Source organism: Sphingobium subterraneum, assembly GCF_014199435.1.
Classification (GTDB): domain Bacteria; phylum Pseudomonadota; class Alphaproteobacteria; order Sphingomonadales; family Sphingomonadaceae; genus Sphingobium; species Sphingobium subterraneum.
On the sequence record NZ_JACIJP010000017.1, the window covers coordinates 1 to 16,209 of the forward strand.

Consider the following 16,209-nt stretch of genomic DNA (forward strand, 5'->3'; position numbering starts at 1 on the left):
GAAGATCCGATTGCGGCGCTGCTGGGTGCCGCGGCGAGCTCTGCGGGTCGCTGGGTGCAGCAAGACCTCAATGTGCTCCACAAGGGTCTGGAACAGTAGAGCAGGGGCGCGCGCGAATTCGAGCGCAGGGCGGCGAGCGCGCGGGTCATGTGGGAATGGCGCGTCCGGGCCTGTTCGACCAGCTTGGCGAGCCGGTCGGCGCAGGCCGTGAGCGCGTCGGCCACCAGAATGTCGCGCTCGCGCGGCCAGAGCCAGGGCGCCAGTGCCTCGGCGCGCAGCGCGCCGGGGCAGGGGAGGGGGACCATCCCGGGGGTGGCGGCGGATAGGGCCTGGCCTGCCGCAAGATCGATTGCCCAGAGCGGCGGTCTGGCGCGCGGCTGCGCGAAGGCCATCGGCCCGCCCGGAAACTCGAGCAGCCGGTGCTCGGGTTCGGCGGGGGCGAAGTGGGCCGATGCCGCAGCCTGCGTATGGAGGTCGTCGATGGCCGCAAGCGGCCAGGTGCTTTCGCCGTGCTGTTCCGCAACGCTCGCCAGCTGGCCGGCGAGCGCGATCGCCTCGCGCGGCGAGAGCGCGTCAGCGGGGCCGACGATCCCGTGATCTGAGCCGGCTGCCGCCCGCAGTTGCTGCGCGACCCGCGCGACCGGCTCCCAGCGGGCCAGCGACAGTTCGGCGAGGATCGCATCGGCGATTCCCCACGGCCTCGCGAACACGTGCGGGCCTTCTGTTGGCGCTGCGGCTAGGCAGCAAAACCAGAGATCGAACTGCGCGGCGGCACCGGCATGACCCGCCTGGAGCAGGGCTTCACACAGCTGTGCATGAATGACGCTGGCGGCGAGCAGATGGGCGACGCCGGGCTCGAGATGTGCTACCAGCCCCTGCAGTCGGCCCCATGAAAGCGCGGCGCGCGAACGGGCCAGCATGAGCGCTTCGGGCGAGGCGTCTTCGTCCGACTGGAGCGGATGGAATCCGGTAAAATGGGCTTCGAAATTCGCCATTTCAGGAAGTCTAGCAAACAGGACTTAACTGCACCATCCTTGGCATGGTCTTTTTACGCACTAATGATAATGGTATCTTATCGGTAGTGACATTGCCAATTTGCGCGGCTATTCCCGGGAAATGAGCCGCGCAGCGTCGCCAAGGAAAGTCAAAACACTCCCCACCGCTATTGTTCCAGCGGCGAGCGCCGAAATTGTCACGGTGCTCGCCTCGGGCGAAGGCATTCTGCCGCAACGCCGCCGGTCAACGAAGCCGACGCACAAAGAACGCCTTGTCGCGGTCCTCGGATCCTTGCTGGGGGAGGGGACCCAGGTCGCCGAGCTTAACTTCACCACCGCGCTCGCCGCACGCAGCAGCGCGACACTGCGCGCTTTGGCTGCCGATCTTGAATGCTACAGCGGGTTTTGCCTCGATCATCCTCGGCCAGGACTCCCGGCTTCGCCCGAGCGCTTGACCGGGTACATCGGCCATCTCGAGGCCAGGCGGCAAAGTCCTGCAACGATTTCGCGCAAAGTTGCCTCGCTGGGCGCGGTGCACCGTATCCTCGATCTGCCATCGGCGACTGCGGCACCGCTGGTGCGCGATGCCTTGCGCGGCATGCGCAAGCGACAGGGCGTGGCGCAGCGCCAGGCGGGCCCCTTGCGGTTCGGCGCCGAGATCGGCCGCGAGCCAGCCAAAGGCTTGACTCTCACCGCGCTGCTCGATGCCTGTGGCGGCGATCCGCCGGGCTTGCGCGATGCGGCGTTGCTGTCGCTTGGCTATGATGCCGGGCTCAGGGTGTCCGAGCTGGTCGCGGCTACTTGCGAAAGTGTCCAGCTTCAGGACGATGGCTCGGGCCTGCTTCATATCGAGCGATCCAAAACCGACCAGCTGGGGGAGGGGAGCTATGTCTGGGTCTCGCCAGACACCATGCGGCGGATTGCGTTATGGCGCGATGTGAGCGCAATTAGCGCAGGCCCGCTGTTTTGCCGGATCGCCGTGCGGCGACGCAAAGTAGTTCTCGCGCGCCGGGCGCTGACCATGGCCGATCTTGCGCCTAATGCGAAGGTGGACCGGGAGCGAATGGCCGCCGTGCAAGCACGCGATCCCGGAGTCACCTATGCGATCGGGTCGGCAGCGCTCACGCCCACTGCTGTGCGGCATATTATCAAGCGCCGCGCCCGCGCCGCAGCCGATGCGGGTCTGGTGACGCTGATGGGCAAGAAGCTCGATCGCGCTATAGCTGCGCTCAGTACGCATTCGTTGAGGGTCGGGCTGACACAGGATCTATTTGCCAGCGGGGCCGATGCAGGCCCTGTTGCCCAGGCGCTGCGCTGGACATCGACATCGACCGCGCTGCGCTATGGACGCAAGCTCGCCCCTGCCTCGAATGCCGCAGCGGCTATGCTGGGGAAGGTGAGAAGGTGACAAGTGAAGCCGAACGGAAATGTAGCCGTGGCCACTGCAGGTAATTTTGTCGGTCCTTGGGGCGCTTCAAAATCGGCTCGTTGCAGTCAATTCCGTCCGCTCACAGGTGGCGACCGTCATTCGGGCAGGATCGAAGCGCACGGTGACTTCATTCGGGAACTGATCGCCGAGCAGGGCGACATGACCCTGGTCGAGGTTCAGGCGCGGCTGATCGAGCGCGGCACCTTGGTTGGGATCGGCACCGTGCATCGCTTTTTCGTCCGTCACGGGATCACGCGCAAAAAAAGACCGGGCACGCGATCGAGCAAGATCGTCCCGACGTCCTGAGGCAACGCCAGCGCTGGTTCGACGGACAGATCGACCTCGAACCCGAACGCCTCGTTTTCATCGACGAGACCTGGACCGCCACCAACATGACCCGCAGCCACGGCCGTTGCGCCAAGGGTGAGCGGCTGCGGATGGGCTACCCGCATGGTCATCGCAAGACCACCACGCTGGTGGCCGGCCTGCGAATGACCGGCATGGTCGCGCCGATGGTGCTCGATGGTCCGATCAACGGCGACTGGTTCGAAGCCTATGTGGCGCAGGTTTTGGTGCCAGAGTTGCGGCCCGGCGACGTCGTCATCATGGACAACCTTTCAAGCCACAAGCGGGCCGCCGTGAAAGAACGGATCGAAGCGGCGGGAGCAACCCTGCGCTTCCTCCCGCCCTACAGCCCCGACTTCAATCCTATAGAAAAAGCATTCTCTCGCCTGAAAGCCATGCTGCGCAAGGCGGGCGAACGAACCGTCAGCGGGCTGTGGGGGCTGATCGGCAGGCTCGTCGACATCTTCCAACCCGCCGAATGCGCAAACTACTTCAGCTCGTGCGGGTATGAACCGGAATGAGTGGAAACCGCTCTAATATGTTCAGCCCGAACCTTGTGCATCCGGCAAACTCATCATGCAGGAAAGCGGACTTGTTGATGCACGCCAGAATGCTTGGCGGTTCAAGCGCCAGCGAGCAAACCGCGGTTGCAACCATTCCGAATGGTTGACCTTCAAGCTCCAGCGTCAGGACGGTCACAGTTGCGGCTAGCCGCCGCATTGCCAGACGAAATTCGGCTTGGTTCGCGCTCGTTGTCATTCCTACATGGTAAGGTCTGGCTTGACTCCGAACGACCAAAGAATACTGAGCCTTCCACCGACTATTTGGCTGTCCACCGCATCAGACTGCTCATCTCATCAATCGTCGCAAGCGACTGCTTCGGTCCGCAATCGGAGTTCGGCAGCCAGGTTTCTCGAAACTCTTGCGAGTACCGATAGGCAGATTGCCACTTCATCTGCCGGAATATCGGCTGACGCCAAGCCATTGATGCTGGTGGCATGATGCATCAGCCTGGTTTCCAGCTCGCGACCGGGCTCTGTCAGCACGATGTTCTGTTTGCGCCGGTCGCCAAGCTGTTGCCTGCGCTCGACCAGACCATCCGCAACCATGCCGTTGATCATTACAACGGTTGTGTTTTCAGCGACATTTGTCCGATCGCTGAGTTGTTTTTGAGTCAGACCGTCCTCTAACCACAAGGCTCGCAGATAATACCAATACCCTGCCTTCAGCCCCTCGCGCGCCAAGACCGAATTGAGCAACCTGTCAAACCTGCGGTGACAGCGCCGGACCTGGTAGCCAAGACTCTCTTCGGGCTGGAGCGTTTGCGGTCGCGGGATCGGCAACGCGGATTCTCCCAGATCTCAAGATGACGGCCGCACCGGGTGCGTGACCGTGTACGAAAAAAATGTCGAACACGGCCGCACTATCAATTTTCTACGCGCAAGCGAAGTGGGGCGTGACCACTTTGCCGCGCCTCAGCCGGCCAGATCTTCGACAAGATCTCCCTTGTCCTCCGCCGCGCTCGAAAGTCGGCGTTCCTCATCGGAGACATTGAGAAGGCGCCAGTCGTCGCCCTTGGGCACCATGCCCTCAAAGGACATCAGCTTGGCATGGGGAATGCGCGACTCCCCTGTCCCGATCGCGGGCTCGCCGCGTTCCACGGCTTGGGCCGCACGATACATCAGCGTCCGGAACGTGAAGATAGCCTTGTCGCTCGATCCGAGGCGATCCTCGCTGCGGTCCGCGATCGGTCCCATCGATTCCCACATGGCCATGTCCTGCGCCGGGATGCCGTAGATGCCGGTGAAGTCCCCGGCTTTCATCGCGGCGCGATCCTGCAGGTAATTGTTTTCGGCGTTACGGATCTTCTTGAACGTGACCGGCTCGACATCCTGGCCGAGTTCGGCACCGCAGAACTTCCGCCAGGCATCCTGCGAAATCCCTTTCTCGGGGTGCCAGGCAATCCAGTAGAACATGGTGTTCTCGTCATCGACCGGCACAAGCATCTGGCTCAGGTGGTATTGGTCGTTCGATGGAATGTGGACCGTGAAAGGGGCGACAAACAGGGTCATGCGCACATAGTCCTGCTTGTCGGGTTCGACGATCGGCTTGCGGATCGCAACATAACGGAAGCCGAACGGGGTCTTCTGAACCTCGATACGTGGCGCCTTGTCGGCCGATGGGCGCAGCCAGGCGCTGTCGGTCGCGGTCGATCCGCTCACTTCGGTTGCCGTGGGCATGTTGGTGGAATGCAGGCTCGAACTGTGCGCAGAATCGATCGATCCTTCAAGTATCTGAGCCCAGTTGCAGGCTCCATGCATCTTCACGATGCTGATCTTGTCTGCCGGAGCGGCAGTCCAGTTGGGCGGATCGAAAGGCAGCACATTGTCGGTATCACCCATCCAGACCCAGACAAATCCCCCCGCTTCACGAACCGGATAGGCCTTGGTCTTCATCGTCTCGCGCAGCTTGGCGTCGGCGGGCTCGGAGGACATGTCGAGGGCGTTGCCGTTCACGTCGAACTTCCAGCCATGGTAGAGACAGCGCAATCCGCATTCTTCGTTGCGGCCAAAGGCCAGCGAGGCGCGGCGATGCGGGCAAAGTTCGTCGAGTGCGCCGATCCTGCCTTCGCTGTCCCGGAACACCACCATGTTTTCGCCGAGCAAGCGAACGCGCAGTGGAGTGCCGTCGGGTTCGGCGACTTCCTCGATCATGCAGGCCGGAAGCCAATGCTGGCGCATCAGGCGGCCCATCGGGGCATTGCCTTCCACGCGGCAAAGCAGGTCATTCTGTTCAGGTGTCATTGTGTTTCTCCCTAATGACTTTTCTATGGGGTGGGTCGATCCTCTCCGGGATCGATCAGGCCGGGCTGTAGTCCAGCCCGATGTCGGCGGCGGGGGCGCTCTGCGTGATCCGCCCGACCGAGACGAAGTCCACGCCGGTCTCCGCGATGTCCCGGATGGTGTCGAGCCTGACGCCGCCGGAAGCTTCGATCGGAACCCTGCCGCCGACGATCTTCACGGCTTCGCGCAGCATCGCGGCAGACATGTTGTCGCACAGCAGCCGCTCCGCCCCCGCCGCCAGTGCAGGTTCGATCTGCTCCAGCAGGTCGACCTCGACCTGGATTTCGAGTTCGGATGCCTTGGCGAGGCCAACTGCCCGTTCGACACCACCGCACAGCGCGATATGATTGTCCTTGATCAGGACTCCATCATCGAGCCGCATGCGGTGATTGGTGGCACCGCCCATGCGGGCTGCATATTTCTCGATGACCCTGAGGCCGGGAATCGTCTTGCGGGTGTCGAGCAAGGTGCATCCGGTTCCGGCGATCTTGTCCGCATATTCGTGGGTGAGCGTGGCTATGCCTGACAGGTGCTGCAGGCTGTTGAGCGCCGATCGTTCGGCCGAAAGCATGGCGCGACCATTGCCCTCCAGGCGCATCAACACGTCTCCCCGTGCGGCGCGTTCGCCGTCGCTCTTCAGAAGTTCGATCTTGATGCCAGGATCCAGCTGGCGGAAAAATGCGACTCCCAGCTCCAGGCCCGCCACCACGATATCCTGTCGGGTAGCGATGACTGCGCTGAGGCGAAGGCCATCTCCAATCGTCAGATTGGTGGTAACGTCGCCGCCGGTGCCCAGATCCTCGGCAAGCACGGCAGACACGAAGCTCGCGAGTTCCTGGCGACCAAGTCCGGCAACCGTTTCAGGCTTGGACATTGGCCCGATCCTCCGGTTGCTTCGTTTCGAATACTCTGCGCATCGTGTTTCCCTTGTTTCATTGCATGCATGGAGATTGGCTTCGCCGCCGCCGGTCAAATTTGGCTTGCCGGCGGTGCATGTCCGCACTCTGAGTAGCTTGCATATGCTTCTATATAGAACTATCGGGAATTCAAGCGGGGCCGCCCATTTCAGTTCCCCAATTGTGCGAAAGGTTAGCGTTGAAACACATACGCCTCGGAATCGTGGGTCTCGGACGAGGTTTCATGTTGACCTTGCCTGCCCTTCGTGCCCATCCTGCGGTGCAGCTGAGCGCGGCCCACGACCTGCGCGATGAGGCCCTCGTCCGGTTCGAGTCGCAGTTTGAAGCGACGGGGCACCGCACGTATGAGGCGTTGCTGGCAGATTCTAGCGTGGATGCCCTCTACATCGCCACACCGCACGAGTTGCACGCCGCTCAGGCCATTGCCGCGCTCGAGGCGGGCAAGCATGTGCTGGTCGAGAAGCCGATGGCGACTTCGGTCGGCGATTGCGCGGCGATGGCGAGGGCGGCGGAGAAAGCGGGCAAGGTACTCATGGTCGGCCCGAGCCACGCCTTCGACGAGCCGGTCCGCGTAGCGGCGGAACTCGTGGCATCGGGGCGCTATGGCAAGGTGCGTCTGGTCAACGCCTTCAACTACACCGATTTCATGTATCGTCCGCGACGGCCCGAGGAACTGGACAGCGAGCGCGGCGGCGGCGTGGTCTACAGTCAGGCGGCGCACCAGATCGATGTGGTGCGGCGCATCGTGCGCCAGCCGGTGGAATCGGTTCGCGCGGTCGCGGCCAACTGGGATGCATCGCGGCCGAGCGAAGGGGCATACTCAGCGCTGATGACGTTTGCATCCGGCGCCGCGGCCACGCTCACGTACAGCGGCTATGCCCACTATGACAGCGACGAGCTGCTCGGCTGGATTTCGGAGCTGGGCCGTCCGAAGGATCCCGCGCGCTATGGAGAGGCCCGGAAAGCTCTGAACCAGCTTTCGCAGCAGGACGAGATCGATGCGAAGCTGGCCCGGACGTTTGGATCGGCCTCGGCGGGCGATCCGGCCGGCGCGCCCCACCACGAACATTTTGGATTCGTCCTCGTGAGCTGTGAGCGGGCCGACCTCAAGCTACTGCCGACCGCGATCGAGGTCTTCGGTGATGAACGGCGCGAAACCATTCCGATCGCCCCGCCGACGCTTTCCCGAGCAAATGTGATCGAGGACTTCGCCGCCTCGATTCTCGGCGCGAGGCCACCAGTCCACGATGGCTGGTGGGGTCTCGAAACCATGGCCTGCTGCGCCGCACTGCTGGAATCCAGCCGCATCGCGGCCGACGTCAAGCCCCAGACCATCATTCAAGAGTCATAAGGAAACACCATCCAATGAGCCGTCTCAATCTATCTTTCGCCTGCTGGGGATATGACCGGACCGAAGCACTCCAGACCGGCCAGGTTCGGCCCGACGGGATCGATCTCAATTTCCAAGTTCTGGATGTCGAAGAGACGTTCTTCCGCATGATCCGCAACCGCGAGTTCGATGTGGCCGAAATGTCGATGTCGTCCTATTGCGTCACGCTGGGCCGCGAGGATCCGGGTTTCATCGCCATCCCGGTGTTCCCTTCGCGCTTCTTCCGGCATGCGGGCATCTTCGTTTCGGCGAAAAGCGGGATCGAAAAGCCTTCGGATCTTGTCGGCAAGCGGATCGGCGTGCCGGAGTATCAGCTTACCGCGCCGGTGTGGATCCGCGGTATCCTGCAGGATGAATACGGCGTCGATCCGTCCTCGGTGACCTATTTCTTCGGCGGGGAAGAGGAACCGGGCCGAGAGGAAAAGCTCAAGATCAATCTCCCCGAGAAGTTCAAGGTCATTCCGATCGGACCTGAGCAGACCATTTCGCGAATGATCGCCGATGGCGAGCTTGACGCGGTCTATGCGCCTCGCGCGCCTTCGACCTTCTATTCCGAACCCGAAAAAGTCCGGCGCCTGTTTCCTGACTTCGTCTCGGTCGAGAAGGCCTATTTCGCCAAGACAGGAATATTCCCGATCATGCATGTCGTCGCGATCCGCCGCGATGTCTACGAGAAGAACCGCTGGGTCGCCCAAGCGCTGTACAAGGCGTTTGTCGAGGCCCAGAAGCTTGTCTACGAACAACTGATGGTCTCGGCGTCACTCAAGACAATGCTGCCCTGGCAGATCGCTGCGGTCGAGGACACGATCGCAACCATGGGCAAGGAATGGTGGCCCTACGGCATCGATCGCAATCGGCACGTCATAGAGACGTTCACGCGCTACCACCATGAGCAGGGTCTTTCGCCCCGGCAGTTGACGGTCGAGGACATGTTCGCACCGGAAACGTTCTCCGAATTCCGAATCTGACGACTGCCGTGGGGTGTTGCGCGCTTCGCGGGGGCAGGGCTCCTGTCCCCGCGAATGTGGGGTGCGCGCGCCCTTGCCGATCCGTCCTGCCGGCGCGGTAGGCTCACACTGCCCGTTGCGCGGAGTTGTAGCGAGGCAGAAAGAGGATGGCGATCATCAGCACCGCGATCGACGACCAGCACATGGTTAGGGCCAGATCGTAGTTGCCGGTCCTGCTCGCTAGTGCGGCAAAGACGATTGGCCCTCCGGTGGCTCCGAGCGAATAGGATGCAAACATCAGCGAGAACATCGTCGTAAACACCGACCGGTCGAAGTAGGGGTGACTACACGAAAGTGACGTATCTGCACGCTAAGGGCGAACAAATCCGGTACGATGCCAGCAGATGCTATTCGCAGGCTTTCCTGCCCCTTTTATGTGGTGCCGCCCTACGGGCGCCGATATGGGAGGGCGGCAATCCGATTGACCAACGATCGAGGTAGAACCCTGCTCGCCAAATATGTGAGCTGGTTGCCCATCCCCGGTATGGCGAAGGATTGCCGATAAACCAGAGCGTGGACTGCATGGGCCGCGCACCGGTCAACGTCCATCAAACCCAACCTCCCCCACTTCAAATCGCTGAGGGCAGCCATGTCTGTGTCGATTCCACCGGGTGCAAAAGATCCAACACTCACTCCCGTCCCGGCAAGCTCCACGGAAAGCGCTCGCATGAGGGTGCTCACATAGGCTTTCGACGCGCCGTAGACCGCTTGGAAGGGCACGGATGTTTCGCCCGCCAGGCTCGACACGGCGATTACTGAGGATTCAAACGGCTGCTCCCTGAAAATCGCAATCAGGCGAGCCAGCAAATCCGTGAAACCGAGTATGTTTGTTTCAATTACCTCGGCATAAGTGTCGGCACGGCCTGCATCAAATGAACCAACGCTCGTCATTCCGGCAACCAACAAAGCGGCTGTTACTTGCAATTCTGCAACCTTAGCCGCGATTTTCTCCCTGCCCTCGATTTCACGTTGATCAGCCACTATAATCTCGCACGGCACATTGAACCGCTCGTCAATTTCGGTCTGTAGCTCCCGCAAGTTGTCGAGCCTTCGTCCAACAATCAGGGGCTTGGCCTGGTACGATGCCGCCAAGCGGAGGGCGGACGCTCTGCCCAAACCGGTCGAAGCCCCTGTGACCAGCACCCACGAGTTCTTGATCGCCAGCGGTTTCACGCGTTTTCCAGAGCCTTGTATAGGGCGGTTTTGCCGATCTTGAGCCGGGCCGCCGCCTCACGAACAGTGAGGCCCGCTGCGATATGCGCCCGCGCTTTACGTAGTTTGTCGGGGGTAACGACAGGCCGGCGACCACCCTTGTTGCCCCGCTCGCGTGCGGCCTTGAGGCCGGCATGAGTGCGTTCACGGATCAGGTCACGCTCGAATTGGGCCAGCGAGCCGAAGATGTTGAACACCAGCATGCCGCCCGAAGTGGTGGTGTCGATATTCTCGGTGAGTGAGCGGAACCCGATGCCGCGCGCCGCAAGCTCGCCGACCTTCTCGATCAGGTGGCTCATCGAGCGGCCGAGGCGGTCGAGTTTCCAGACCACCAGCGTGTCGCCGGGGCGCAAATAGGCGAGCGCTTCGGTTAGGCCAGGCCGATCGGCTTTTGCCCCGGATGCGTGATCGTCGAATATACGGTCGCACCCGGCAGTGTTCAGCGCGTCAAGCTGGAGCGACAGCTTCTGGTCTGCGGTCGAGACGCGCGCATAGCCGATCAGCGCCACATGATGCCCGATCCTGTCCGTTTTCCCGTCATTATGCGATCTTGTCCGAATCGCCGTTACAGGTCCAGAGTTAACGGACATATTCCTGTTGGCCGCCAGAGGACCGTCTGACGGACACGCAAAGCGAAGGAGATGATGCTTGGCGAGACGGCGACTGGTGAGCCTGGAAATCTGGGCGAGGCATTATGGCGCGCCGCTCGATGAGCGCGAGATCGCGCGTCATTATACGCTGACCAGCGACGACCTGGAAATTGTCGGCCGCCGTCGCGGCGATGCCACCCGGCTCGGCTATGCGATGCTCATGCTATATATGAGATGGCCTGGCCGTGCGCTGGAAGCGGGCGAAGTCCCGCCCGCTCCTGTGCTCGCCTATGTGGCGCAGCAACTCGGCGTCGCGCCGGCAGCCTTCGCGGATTATGCCCATCGGGACCAGACCCGTCGCGAGCATCTCGTCGAAATCCGACGATCGCACGGGTTCAGGATTTTTGACCGCAACGCTTTCCGTGAAGTTGTCGCCTTCTCGGTCCCAATCGCGCAGACCATCATACACCCCGGCCAGATGGCAGACGTCATCGTCGATGAACTCCGGCGCCTGCAGATCCTCCTGCCTTCTCCGTCGATTCTCGAAGCGGTGCTGCGGCGGGCGCGCCAGCAAGCCGAACAGCTTACCTATGAAGTGCTCACGAATGGCCTGCTGCCTGACACCCTTCAGGGCCTGGACGATTTGCTGGCCCGACGACCGGGGCAGGTCGCGACATGGCTATCCTGGATGCGCAATGCGCCACAATCGCCGGCAGCGCGCAACATCCTGCGCCTGATCGAACGGCTCGCCTATATCCGCGCGCTGGGCCTCGATCGCGCCCGTGCCGACATGATCCCGGCTTTGACTTTTGACAGGCTGGCGGACGAAGGCAGCCGCATCACACCCCAGCACCTTGGCGAACTCAATGCCCTGCGCCGCCATGCGACGCTGGCGGCAACCGGCATCCGGCTTGAGGAAAGCCTGACCGACGCCACCCTGACGATGTTCGACAAGCTGTTGGGCAGCATGGCGCGCCGCGCCGAGAACCGGACCCGCGACAAAGCCCTCAAGACGGTGCGCGAGTTGCAAGGCCACCTCCGGACGCTCACGGGGTCTTGCCGCCTCCTCATCGACGCGCGCAGCAAGGGCGTGGATTCTCTGGCGCAGATCGAGGCGCTGGACTGGCAGCACTTCGCCGTGGCCGTCGAGCAGGCCGAAGTGCTCGGGCGACCGGAAACCGTCGATCGCACCGCCGAATTGATCGAGCGGCATCGGACGGTGAAGCTCTTTGTCGGCGCTTTTCTCAACGCCTTCGAGTTTCGCGGCGCCGGCGCGGTTCAGGGGCTCCTGTCAGCGCTGGCCATCATCGCGGAGCTATATCGGACCGGCAAACGGCGCTTGCCTGATCGCGTGCCGCTACGCTTTGTGCCGCCCGCATGGCGCCCGTTCGTCCTGCGGGATGGCATCGTTGATCGTGCCGCTTATGAACTATGCGCCTTGTCGCAACTACGCGAGCGGTTGCGAGCCGGGGATATATGGGTCGCGGGAAGCCGGCAGTTTCGCGATTTCGACAGCTATCTCATACCGCCGGCGACCTTTGCGGCGCTGCGCGAGAAGGGGCCGTTGCCGCTCGCCATCGAAACGGATTTCGAGCGCCATATCGAGGAACGGCGCACCAGGCTCGACACGGCGATCGAGCAGGTAACGGTCCTTGCACGGCAAGGGGAGCTGCCCCAGGTTAAGCTTGACGAAAACGGTCTCATCATCTCGCCGCTGAAGGCGGCAACACCGCCCGCCACCGAGATTGCCCGTCGCGCCGCCTATGATCGACTGCCGCGCGTGAAGATCACCGATCTTCTGCTGGAGGTCGATGCCTGGACCGGGTTCAGCGAATGCTTCATCCATCGTCGTTCGGGCCGGGAAGCCGACGATCGCAATGCGCTGCTCACGGTCATCCTCGCCGATGGCATCAATCTCGGCCTCACACGCATGGCGGAAACCTGCCGGGGCGCAAGTCTGCGTCAGCTCGCCCATCTTCACGACTGGCACATCAGCGAAGCCGCCTATGGCGAAGCGTTGGGAAGGCTGATCGACGCCCATCGCGCCATGCCGCTCGCCGCGCTGTGGGGAGACGGCACCACTTCGTCGAGCGACGGACAGCAATTTCATGCCGGGGGCCGTGGGGCCGCGATCGGCGACATCAACGCGCGCAGCGGCAACGAACCAGGCGTTGCCTTCTACACCCATGTCTCGGATCGATATGACCCCTTCGCAAGTCGGGTGATCGCGGCGACCGCTGGCGAAGCGCCCTATGTGCTGGATGGCTTGCTGTATCACCAGACCGGCCTGACGATCGAGGAGCACTACACCGATACGGGCGGGGCATCGGACCATGTGTTCGGCCTCATGCCCTTCTTCGGCTACCGCTTCGCGCCGCGCCTGCGCGACATCAAGGAGCGTCGTTTACACCTCCTTCCCGGCCAAGAATCCGGCCCCTTGCTTGCCGGCATGACGGCCGAACCGATCGCATTGGGTCATGTCGCGGCGCATTGGGACGAACTGCTGCGGTTCGCCACGTCGATCCGCACCGGCACCGTCACTGCTTCGGCAATGCTGCGCCGCTTGTCCGCCTATCCGCGACAGAACGGACTGGCCCTCGCACTACGCGAGCTGGGCCGCCTCGAACGCTCCATTTTCATGCTCGACTGGCTGCGCGACATCGACCTGCGCCGGCGCACCCAGGCGGGCCTCAACAAAGGCGAAGCCCGCAACGCGCTCGCCCGCGCGCTCTTCTTCAACCAGCTCGGCGAACTGCGCGATCGTCGGTTCGAGAACCAGACCTATCGCGCCTCCGGCCTCAACCTGCTCGTCGCCGCCATCATCTTGTGGAACACTCGCTATCTCGAAATGGCGCTGGCGGACATCGGCACAGCCGACGAAATCGCACGCCACATCGCGCCATTGGGCTGGGAGCATATCTCGCTGACCGGTGACTATAGCTGGAATGTTGAAGATCAACCCGATCCGGACGCCTTGCGACCGCTGCGCGCCGTCAACTCCCTACTTGCCGCGTGACGTTCGCTATCCGTTCGCCCTTTCCGTGCAGATACGTCACTTTCGTGTAGTCACCCCTGCAGCATCGATCCGGCCAGTTGCACGCTGTCCTCGGAGAACTGCACTGCGCCGGGTGAAACCAGGGTCATCGGCGGCGTGGCGGTCACCCGCCCGTGCTGGGAGACGACGCGGACGTACCTGTGCCAAAGCGTGGTCGGCGGCGGCAACGACTGCAGCGCACTCGAGGCCCAGGCAGGATGCTCGCTTGCGCGCGAGGTCTGCCTTGACGATCCGCCCTCGGCCGATGGCTCCTGCGCGGTCAGCGAGCGGGTCTATTCCTGTCCGATTCCGGGCACCAGTAAGGAGCCCGCGCAGTACATCTGCGGCGGCGACGTCTACTGCGTGAACGGCGACTGCGAGGCGGTGGAACGCGAAGCCTCCGACGAGTTCAAGGACGCCGTGGTCGCGCTCAACGCACTCGGCCAGGCCAATGCCGAGTTCGACGAGGCCGCGCTCACGCTGTTCAGGGGGACGCGCGAAAGCTGCTCGCACAAGGTCTTTGGGCTTTCGAACTGCTGCTCGGGCAAGGGCGTGCCGCTCCTCACTCCCTGGCTCTGCTCCTCGGCCGAGAAGCTCCTCGACGAGAAGGACGATGCGGGCCTCTGCCACAAGGTCGGGACCTACTGCTCGTCGAGCTTCCTTGGCATCTGCGTCACCAAGAAGGACGTCTACTGCTGTTTCCAGTCCAGGATCAGCCGCATCCTTCAGGAGCAGGGCCGCCCGCAGATCGGCAAGCCCTGGGGCAAGCCCAAGACCGAGACCTGCGAGGGGTTTACGATCTTCGAGTTCCAGCAGCTTGACCTGTCGGTGATGGATTTTTCCGAGGTCTACGCCGACTTCATGGAAGCCGCGAAGCTGCCCGACGAGGCCGCCGCTCTCGTCCAGATCCAGCAGAAGATCGCCGACTATTATGCGGCGCACAAGCCATGAGGAGCTCGTCATGACCAGAAAATTCCGGAAACGGCCGCGCGGCGAGGTGCTGCAGTTTGAGGTCGGCTGCCACCGGCTCTGGACCCACATGAGCCTGTCCGAGTTCTTTGCCGTCATGGCTCTTTGCCGCCGCGGCCCTTCGACCTCTTCCGAGGTCGCGAGCGAGGCATCGACCTGGCTCGACACGCCGCTGCCGCCCGATGGCCTCGACCGCGCGCTGCACGCGGTGGCCGGACTGGGCTGGGCCCGCCTGGATGGGGGAATTTACACGATCAGCAGCGATGGGACCCGGATCATACGCAGCTGCCACATTGCCTACACGCGCATGTTGGGAAGCGGCGTCATTCACCCCGATGTCGCTGCTGCCCGAAGCTGCGCCGCAGAGTTTGAAAGGTCCTGATCATGATCCTGCGTCCCCGAACCTCTCTCACGGTGCTGGCCGCACTTCTGGCAGCACCCACCACTTTGGCGCTTGCGGCAGACCCGCACGGCGATGGCGTTGAAGTCGAGCAGCAGGAAGACGCGCTCTACTGCAAGGAGCGCAGGCTCGGGACCTGGTTCTACTGCGAGCGGCCCAAAGAAGCGCCGCGCGCGGCGGCAGGCCCCGCAGTCTCTGCGCGCAGCCAGCTTGCGGCGATCTCCGCCAATCTCGAGGAGCTGAAGGCGCGCGCCATCCTCGATCCGAGCGCCGAGAACGTCACCGCCTATGTCCGCTTCCAGCGCGAGCAGCTCGACCGCTCCTCGCTGTTCGCCGATGTCTGGCAGCGCGCTCTGTGGCAGGATCCGGGGCTCGACTACACGCTGCAGCGCCCGGTCTCGACGCTCGGCAAGCGCGCCTGGATCGACCAGCGCAAGACCGACCGCGACCTTGCCATGGCGAAGCTTTCCGGGCGCTACGGGGTGTTCTACTTCTACGCCTCGAGCTGCGGCGCCTGCGATATCTTCGCCCCGATCCTCAAAGCCGTCAGCGACAGGTACGGGCTTGCCGTCCTCGCGGTGTCAATGGACGGCGGCCCGACCGCGACCTTCCCGAACTATGTCGTCGATGCCGGGCAATACGAACGGCTCGGGCTCGGCACCGATCGCCAAGTGCCCGCGCTGGTCCTGTTCGACTCCGTGACGAAGCAACCGATGCCGATCGGTTACGGGATCCTCAGCCAGGACGAGATTATGGACCGGGTGTTCCAGCTGACCCAGGTCCAGCCCGGGAGCGACTTCTGATGCGCGGCGCGCTCACCCATCGCCTCGCCGGCGCCTCGCGCAAGGCTCTGACCGCCGTGCTCGCAGCCTCGGTCGTGCTCGCTGCCCCCACGCCTGCGCTCGCGGGCGTCGAAGGCGAGATGCAGAACTTCATGTCCGACATGGGCGCGCAGGCCAATGTCACCGGCCCTTCGGCCTATCAGGCCCAGTCGGCCCGAAGCTGCGATTTTGGTCATCTTGGAGAACACGTCGGGAACGGGCTGGTTGTTGTTGACGATCGCCCATGCGAGGAACGA

Annotated in this window: 14 protein-coding genes and 3 pseudogenes; 9 read left to right on the forward strand and 8 right to left on the reverse strand. The window is 62.9% G+C overall.

Translation table 11 applies throughout. The features are described 5' to 3' along the window. A partial coding sequence (locus tag FHS92_RS17685) for a hypothetical protein (RefSeq protein ID WP_184081920.1) occupies positions 1-995 on the reverse strand: 995 nt, incomplete at its 3' end. Between the two features lie 121 nt (positions 996-1,116). Here FHS92_RS17685 and FHS92_RS17690 point away from each other — a divergent pair. Together FHS92_RS17690 and FHS92_RS17700 are read left to right on the forward strand one after the other, a co-directional pair. Then, positions 1,117-2,403, forward strand: coding sequence for a site-specific integrase (locus FHS92_RS17690; RefSeq protein ID WP_062345282.1), 1,287 nt, complete (start codon positions 1,117-1,119; stop codon positions 2,401-2,403). 84 nt (positions 2,404-2,487) lie between these two features. Then, positions 2,488-3,290 (forward strand): annotated as a pseudogene (locus FHS92_RS17700) (IS630 family transposase); the annotation flags it as partial. Here FHS92_RS17700 and FHS92_RS18790 read toward each other — a convergent pair. The 4 genes from FHS92_RS18790 to nadC all read right to left on the reverse strand — a co-directional run bounded on the left by FHS92_RS18790 (position 3,262) and on the right by nadC (position 6,486). Further along, entirely contained in the window at positions 3,262-3,528 is a 267-nt protein-coding gene (locus FHS92_RS18790; protein ID WP_011608118.1) for a flavin reductase, read from the reverse strand. The pseudogene FHS92_RS17700 and the gene FHS92_RS18790 overlap by 29 nt on opposite strands. 98 nt (positions 3,529-3,626) lie before the next feature. Next, on the reverse strand, positions 3,627-4,028 hold the full coding sequence (locus FHS92_RS17710; protein ID WP_230461519.1) for a MarR family winged helix-turn-helix transcriptional regulator: 402 nt from the start codon (positions 4,026-4,028) through the stop codon (positions 3,627-3,629). 216 nt (positions 4,029-4,244) lie between these two features. Further along, positions 4,245-5,573, reverse strand: coding sequence for a Rieske 2Fe-2S domain-containing protein (locus FHS92_RS17715; RefSeq protein WP_084280703.1), 1,329 nt, complete (start codon positions 5,571-5,573; stop codon positions 4,245-4,247). A 55-nt stretch (positions 5,574-5,628) separates the two neighbouring features. Further along, positions 5,629-6,486 carry a carboxylating nicotinate-nucleotide diphosphorylase gene (nadC, locus tag FHS92_RS17720; RefSeq protein ID WP_084280701.1) on the reverse strand — a complete coding sequence of 286 codons (858 nt, stop codon included), beginning with the start codon at positions 6,484-6,486 and terminating at the stop codon, positions 5,629-5,631. A gap of 221 nt (positions 6,487-6,707) precedes the next feature. Here nadC and FHS92_RS17725 point away from each other — a divergent pair, with 221 nt between their 5' ends. Continuing rightward, on the forward strand, positions 6,708-7,880 hold the full coding sequence (locus FHS92_RS17725) for a Gfo/Idh/MocA family protein (protein ID WP_281377846.1): 1,173 nt from the start codon (positions 6,708-6,710) through the stop codon (positions 7,878-7,880). A gap of 14 nt (positions 7,881-7,894) precedes the next feature. Continuing rightward, positions 7,895-8,887: a hypothetical protein gene (locus FHS92_RS17730; RefSeq protein ID WP_062345270.1), complete on the forward strand. Its 993-nt coding sequence runs from the start codon at positions 7,895-7,897 to the stop codon at positions 8,885-8,887. A gap of 103 nt (positions 8,888-8,990) precedes the next feature. Here the strand turns inward: FHS92_RS17730 and FHS92_RS17735 are convergent, their stop codons facing one another. The 3 genes from FHS92_RS17735 to FHS92_RS17745 form a co-directional block, all read right to left on the reverse strand. Beyond that, entirely contained in the window at positions 8,991-9,188 is a 198-nt protein-coding gene (locus tag FHS92_RS17735) for a hypothetical protein (RefSeq protein ID WP_062345268.1), read from the reverse strand. Between the two features lie 125 nt (positions 9,189-9,313). After that, complete coding sequence (locus FHS92_RS17740) at positions 9,314-10,099, reverse strand: SDR family NAD(P)-dependent oxidoreductase (protein ID WP_004213209.1); 786 nt, start codon at positions 10,097-10,099, stop codon at positions 9,314-9,316. Beyond that, positions 10,096-10,647 (reverse strand): recombinase family protein, encoded by a 552-nt coding sequence (locus FHS92_RS17745; protein WP_004213210.1) that lies wholly within the window; start codon positions 10,645-10,647, stop codon positions 10,096-10,098. The genes FHS92_RS17740 and FHS92_RS17745 overlap by 4 nt, the downstream gene beginning before the upstream one ends. A 139-nt stretch (positions 10,648-10,786) precedes the next feature. Between FHS92_RS17745 and FHS92_RS17750 the strand changes: the two genes are divergently transcribed. The 5 genes and pseudogenes from FHS92_RS17750 to FHS92_RS17770 form a co-directional block, all read left to right on the forward strand. Continuing rightward, positions 10,787-13,744, forward strand: coding sequence for a Tn3 family transposase (locus tag FHS92_RS17750; protein ID WP_031286087.1), 2,958 nt, complete (start codon positions 10,787-10,789; stop codon positions 13,742-13,744). Positions 13,745-13,801: 57 nt separating this feature from the next. Further along, positions 13,802-14,713, forward strand: a pseudogene (locus FHS92_RS17755) (conjugal transfer protein TraN); the annotation flags it as partial. Between the two features lie 10 nt (positions 14,714-14,723). Next, positions 14,724-15,113, forward strand: a complete 390-nt coding sequence (locus FHS92_RS17760) for a hypothetical protein (protein WP_147161209.1) — start codon at positions 14,724-14,726, stop codon at positions 15,111-15,113. Between the two features lie 2 nt (positions 15,114-15,115). After that, positions 15,116-15,934 (forward strand): conjugal transfer protein TraF, encoded by an 819-nt coding sequence (traF, locus tag FHS92_RS17765; protein ID WP_147161208.1) that lies wholly within the window; start codon positions 15,116-15,118, stop codon positions 15,932-15,934. After that, a pseudogene (locus FHS92_RS17770) lies at positions 15,934-16,209 on the forward strand (hypothetical protein); the annotation flags it as partial. The gene traF and the pseudogene FHS92_RS17770, both read left to right, overlap by 1 nt.